General features: G+C 48.0%; 4 protein-coding genes. All 4 read left to right on the top strand.

The features are described 5' to 3' along the window. Nucleotides 1-96: 96 nt before the first annotated feature. The 4 genes from NC99_RS07320 (at nt 97) to NC99_RS07305 (ending at nt 5058) form a co-directional block, all read left to right on the top strand. Nucleotides 97-738 (top strand): MBL fold metallo-hydrolase, encoded by a 642-nt coding sequence (locus NC99_RS07320; protein WP_053181612.1) that lies wholly within the window; start codon nt 97-99, stop codon nt 736-738. 87 nt (nt 739-825) lie between these two features. Further along, a complete protein-coding gene (gene gcvP, locus NC99_RS07315; RefSeq protein ID WP_053181610.1) occupies nt 826-3690 on the top strand; it encodes an aminomethyl-transferring glycine dehydrogenase in 2865 nt (954 codons plus the stop codon). A gap of 53 nt (nt 3691-3743) precedes the next feature. After that, a complete protein-coding gene (gene ispE / locus NC99_RS07310; RefSeq protein ID WP_053181607.1) occupies nt 3744-4556 on the top strand; it encodes a 4-(cytidine 5'-diphospho)-2-C-methyl-D-erythritol kinase in 813 nt (270 codons plus the stop codon). Nucleotides 4557-4821: 265 nt separating this feature from the next. Continuing rightward, nucleotides 4822-5058 carry a hypothetical protein gene (locus tag NC99_RS07305; RefSeq protein ID WP_157624624.1) on the top strand — a complete coding sequence of 79 codons (237 nt, stop codon included), beginning with the start codon at nt 4822-4824 and terminating at the stop codon, nt 5056-5058. Nucleotides 5059-5093 lie beyond the last annotated feature (35 nt).

The following is a 5093-nucleotide window of genomic DNA, read 5'->3' as shown; positions in this document are numbered from 1 at the left end:
AAAGTGACCCGAAATTCAGAAGATGAATTTGAGAAAGAAAAGCATGGAACTTTTGTGTTTGTTCCCATGTTAAAGGGTACAGTAAATTAAAGCGTTATGATTCAGATTAAGAAGTTTACATTCAATCCAATACAGGAAAACACCTATGTGCTTTATGACGAAACCGGGGAGTGCATTATTGTGGATGCCGGGTGTTTTTTCGATTACGAAGAGCAGGAATTGGATAATTTCATACAGGAAAAGCAATTAACACCAGTGAAGTTGGTCAACACCCATTGTCATTTCGACCATATTTTGGGGATAAATCACTGCCGCAGTAAGTACCATGTTCCGTTTTATGCACACGCTGAAGATGCTTTCCTGGTTGACGAGATTGTCGCTCATGGCGATCGTTTCGATATTCCGGTGGAACCGGTCGATGCCATCGATCATTTTTTAAATGAAGGCGATCAGGTGCGTTTTGGCCAGTCAACACTCGACGTCATTCATGTGCCGGGTCACGCGCCGGGTCATGTGGTGCTGCATCAGCCCGAGCAGCAGTTTATCTTGGCTGGCGATGTGTTGTTTTACGGCAGCATTGGCCGAACCGATCTGCCGAAAGGAAACTTTGATCAATTGGTTGGAAACATTAGAACCAAGCTGTTCTGCTTACCCGACGAAACGGTGGTTTATAGTGGGCATGGTCCCGAAACCAGTATCGGGTTCGAGAAAAAGAGTAACCCTTTTTTAATGGATTGACCGAGCCGGTAAGCGGATAAAAATCATTTTTTTATCCGCTTCATCGAAGTAATATTACCGCAAACTTCAGAAAAAATAAAAGACAGCATGGGAAGTGATAAATTTGTAACCCGCCATATCGGTCCCCGCGAAGAGGACATCAAAAGTATGTTGGAAGCCATCGGTGTTTCCTCCCTGGATGAGTTAATGGATCAAGCCGTGCCGGCTAACATTCGCCTTGAAAAGCCTTTGCGCCTGCAAGATGGATTGACCGAACGGAAGTATTATCGCCGGATTCACGATCTGGCAAAAATGAACAAGGTGTTTAACACCTACATCGGCATGGGTTATTACGATACGATTACCCCCGCAGTCATTTTGCGTAACGTGCTGGAGAATCCGGTTTGGTACACTTCCTATACGCCTTACCAGGCCGAAATTTCGCAAGGTCGGCTGGAGGCTTTGCTGAACTTTCAAACCATGGTGTGCGAACTGACCGCGATGGAGCTGGCCAATGCTTCGCTGCTTGATGAAGCCACCGCTGCTGCCGAGGCCATGGTGATGATGCACAATGGCCGCTCGCGTGCCAAGGCAAAAGCAGGGGCCAATGTGGTTTTGATCGACGAAAATATTTGGTCGCAAACACTGGATGTGCTTCAAACCAGGGCAACGCCTTTAAATATTGAATTGAAGGTGGGGCCGGTCCATGACTTTGTTTTTGATGACAAGGTGATTGGCCTGATGGTGCAATACCCAAATTCGAATGGTGAAGTTTTGTCCTACGCTCATTTGGTAGAGCAGGCGCATGCTGTAGAGGCGATCGTGGCTGTTGCCACCGATTTGCTGAGTCTGGCCCTGCTGACACCTCCCGGAGAATGGGGTGCCGATGTTGTTTTCGGAAGCTCGCAACGTTTTGGTGTGCCCATGGGGTATGGTGGGCCGCATGCGGCATTCTTCACTGCACGCGACGAGTACAAGCGAATTATGCCCGGCCGGATCATCGGGGTTTCGAAAGATAAACATGGCAACCGTGCGTTACGCATGGCCCTGCAAACCCGTGAGCAACACATCAAGCGCGAGCGGGCTACCTCAAACATTTGTACTGCACAGGCTCTGCTGGCCACCATGGCTGGTTTTTACGGTGTGTATCACGGACCGGAAGGCATCCGTGGCATTGCCGAGCGCGTGCATGCCATTGCGGTTTTGCTGGACGAAGAAATTTCGGCCTTGGGCTACCGCCAGCTCAATCAAAATTATTTTGATACGATTCGCTTTGCACTTCCCAAACACGTGAAGCGTGAAGATATTGAGTGGTTGTCGCACGAACTGGAAATGAATTTCCGCTACTTCGACAACGGGGAAGTGGGCTTAAGTATTGATGAAACCACCAACCTGGAAGACATTAACTGGATGATTGAGGTATTTGCCAAAGCCGCTAACAAACGTTATCCAACCATCACCGTTTATCCTGAAAAAGGAAATATCGATCCGGCCTTTTCTCGAAACACGCCATTCATGCAGCAGGAGGTGTTCCGGAAGTACCGCTCGGAAACCGAAATGCTTCGTTACATTAAAAGGTTGGAACACCGGGATATTTCGCTGACCCACTCCATGATTCCGTTGGGATCGTGCACCATGAAACTGAATGCAGCTACGGAAATGCTTCCGCTCAGCTGGTTCGAGTTTAGCAGCATTCATCCCTTTGTTCCGAAAAACCAGGCCCGTGGTTACCAGGAAATGATGGAAGAATTGCGGCGTGATCTGGCCGAGATTACTGGTTTTGCCGATGTCAGCTTGCAACCAAATTCGGGTGCCGCCGGTGAGTATGCGGGATTGATGGTGATTCGGGAATACCATATTAGCCGTGGCGAAGGTCAGCGGGATGTGGTGCTGATTCCATCGTCGGCTCACGGAACCAACCCGGCCAGCGCTGTGATGGCAGGCATGAAAGTGGTGGTTGTCCCCTGCGACGAACGTGGTAACGTGGATGTGGAAGCCTTGCGCCAGAAAGCGGAAGAGTATCAGGATACCCTGTCGGCCTTTATGGTCACTTACCCATCAACACACGGTGTGTTTGAAGCTTCGATTGTGGAGATGTGCGACATTATTCACCAGAACGGAGGGCAGGTGTACATGGATGGTGCCAACATGAATGCACAGGTGGGCTTGACCAATCCGAAGCGAATTGGTGCCGACGTTTGTCACCTGAACCTGCATAAGACCTTTGCAATCCCCCATGGTGGCGGAGGTCCGGGTGTGGGACCAATCGCGGTGGCCGAGCATTTGGTCGACTTTTTACCCTCACATCCGGTGATGAACAACGGGCATGTTGGTATTTCTGCGGTTTCAGCTGCGCCTTGGGGAAGCGCTTCGGTATTGCCAATCACCTATGGTTATATCAAAATGTTGGGTGCCGATGGGCTGACAAAAGCGACAGAAATTGCCATCTTGAATGCCAACTACATTGCCAGCCAGTTGAAAGATACTTACGGAATTTTGTATGTGGGTGAGAATGGCCGCGTGGCTCATGAAATGATTCTGGAATGTCGTCACCTCAAAGCCAACTCAGGAATAACCGAAGCGGACATTGCCAAGCGGTTGATGGATTACGGATTTCATGCGCCAACCTTATCATTTCCGGTACACGGAACCTTGATGATTGAACCGACCGAAAGTGAGTCAAAGCAGGAGCTGGATCGCTTTATTGAGGCACTAAAAGCAATTTATGAGGAAATTCAGTCCATCATTGAAGGAAAGCTGGATAAGGAAGATAATCCGCTGAAACATGCGCCGCACACATCCGAGACGGTTACTTCGGATGACTGGCAACATGCCTACACGCGTCAACAGGCAGCTTTTCCTTTGTCGTGGCTCAAAGAAAACAAATATTGGCCACCGGTAGGCCGGGTTGACGATGCTTATGGCGACCGCAACTTGATGTGTACCTGCGATCCGGTAGAAAGTTATAAATAATTATCATATTGTGATTGCTGTTTTGTACCTTTGCTGCAGTCATTTTAAGAATCATGATTACATATCCGATTGCAAAAATTAACATCGGGCTTCAGGTTACCAGTAAACGGCCCGACGGCTTTCATAATATTGAAACCGTTTTTTATCCGGTTCCCATACAGGATGCGCTGGATGTTGTGGCGTCTACTTCGTTTCAAATCAACATTTCAGGAATTGATTTGAAGGAAGATTCCGGCAACAACCTCGTTGTAAAAGCCTATGAGCTGTTGAAGCATGATTTTGAGTTGCCACCAGTCAAAATTCACCTTCATAAAAATATACCGGTAGGAGCGGGGCTTGGTGGCGGTTCTTCGGATGCTGCATCGATGCTGTTGCTGCTCAATGATTATTTTGAATTGGGAATCAGCGAGGATCAGCTGTTGACATACGCCTTGCAGCTGGGTAGTGACTGCCCGTTTTTTATTCGGCAGCAACCTGCTTTTGCGCGGGGGCGTGGCGAATTGTTGGAAGAGATTCCGCTCAGCTTAAAAGGTTATCACCTGGTGGTTGTTAAGCCACCGGTTCACATTTCGACCGCTGAAGCTTATAAAGATGTGGTGCCGGGAGAAAGCCGGATTTCGCTTAAAGCGCTGGTGCGCTTTCCGGTAAGTAAATGGCAGGGCAATATTCAAAATAAGTTTGAACCGACGGTCTTTGCGCTTCATCCTGAAGTCAGGGAGATTAAGCAAACGCTTTACAAGTTGGGAGCGGCCTTTGCGCTGATGTCAGGCAGTGGATCGGCTGTTTACGGCCTGTTCAGATCGGAGAAAAAATCGATCAGCGCTTATTTTCCCGCCGATTACCAGGTTTTCTTTCAAAAACTTTGATTCTTCAGAAGTTGTCTGATTTCACCGGGAACCGATTGTCGTCAATGGGTTTCCGACGAACTTCCCTTGTTTTCCACCTATCCGGCGCCAGCCAGCCCGTTTTGCACATGCCTTTTTTGTGTCAGGGTTTGAGTTGAGCCCATTCTTTTAAGATTTCCTTAAGAGAATCTTCAGAAACTTTAACAGCTTGCCTGGTAACGTTTTGATGTTTCCGTAGTCTATCTATCAGAAAACAATGAGAAACAAACAAGTAAGTCTTAAAGCTATGAAACGAATCATTAAACAAGTATTTTTTGGGCTGGTGTTGATGGTGGCGCTGACCGGGATGAAAGTAAAAGCAACCAGCGCGCCTTTGAAACCTGAAATTGAGCCGGAACTGGAACTCGAAAGCTGGATGATTGATGAATCTTTTTGGTACCAGTTGCCTGGTGAATTAACGCCAGCCACTGACGATGCCCTGGAAATTGAAGCGTGGATGACGGATGACAGTTATTGGCAGTAAGTTGGTAAGCTGCTAAAAAAAAGAGGCTGTCTAAA

Source organism: Sunxiuqinia dokdonensis (genome assembly GCF_001270965.1).
Classification (GTDB): Bacteria; Bacteroidota; Bacteroidia; order Bacteroidales; family Prolixibacteraceae; genus Sunxiuqinia; species Sunxiuqinia dokdonensis.
Note: the sequence above shows the minus strand (reverse complement) of the source record. Positions and strands in the feature narration are given on the sequence as shown.

Bases quoted from the DNA above. Each gene is read 5' to 3' on its own strand.
- gcvP (WP_053181610.1), top strand. From the start codon at position 826: ATGGGAAGTGATAAATTTGTAACCCGCCATATCGGTCCCCGCGAAGAG.
- NC99_RS07305 (WP_157624624.1), top strand. From the start codon at position 4,822: ATGAAACGAATCATTAAACAAGTATTTTTTGGGCTGGTGTTGATGGTG.
- ispE (WP_053181607.1), top strand. From the start codon at position 3,744: ATGATTACATATCCGATTGCAAAAATTAACATCGGGCTTCAGGTTACC.
- NC99_RS07320 (WP_053181612.1), top strand. From the start codon at position 97: ATGATTCAGATTAAGAAGTTTACATTCAATCCAATACAGGAAAACACC.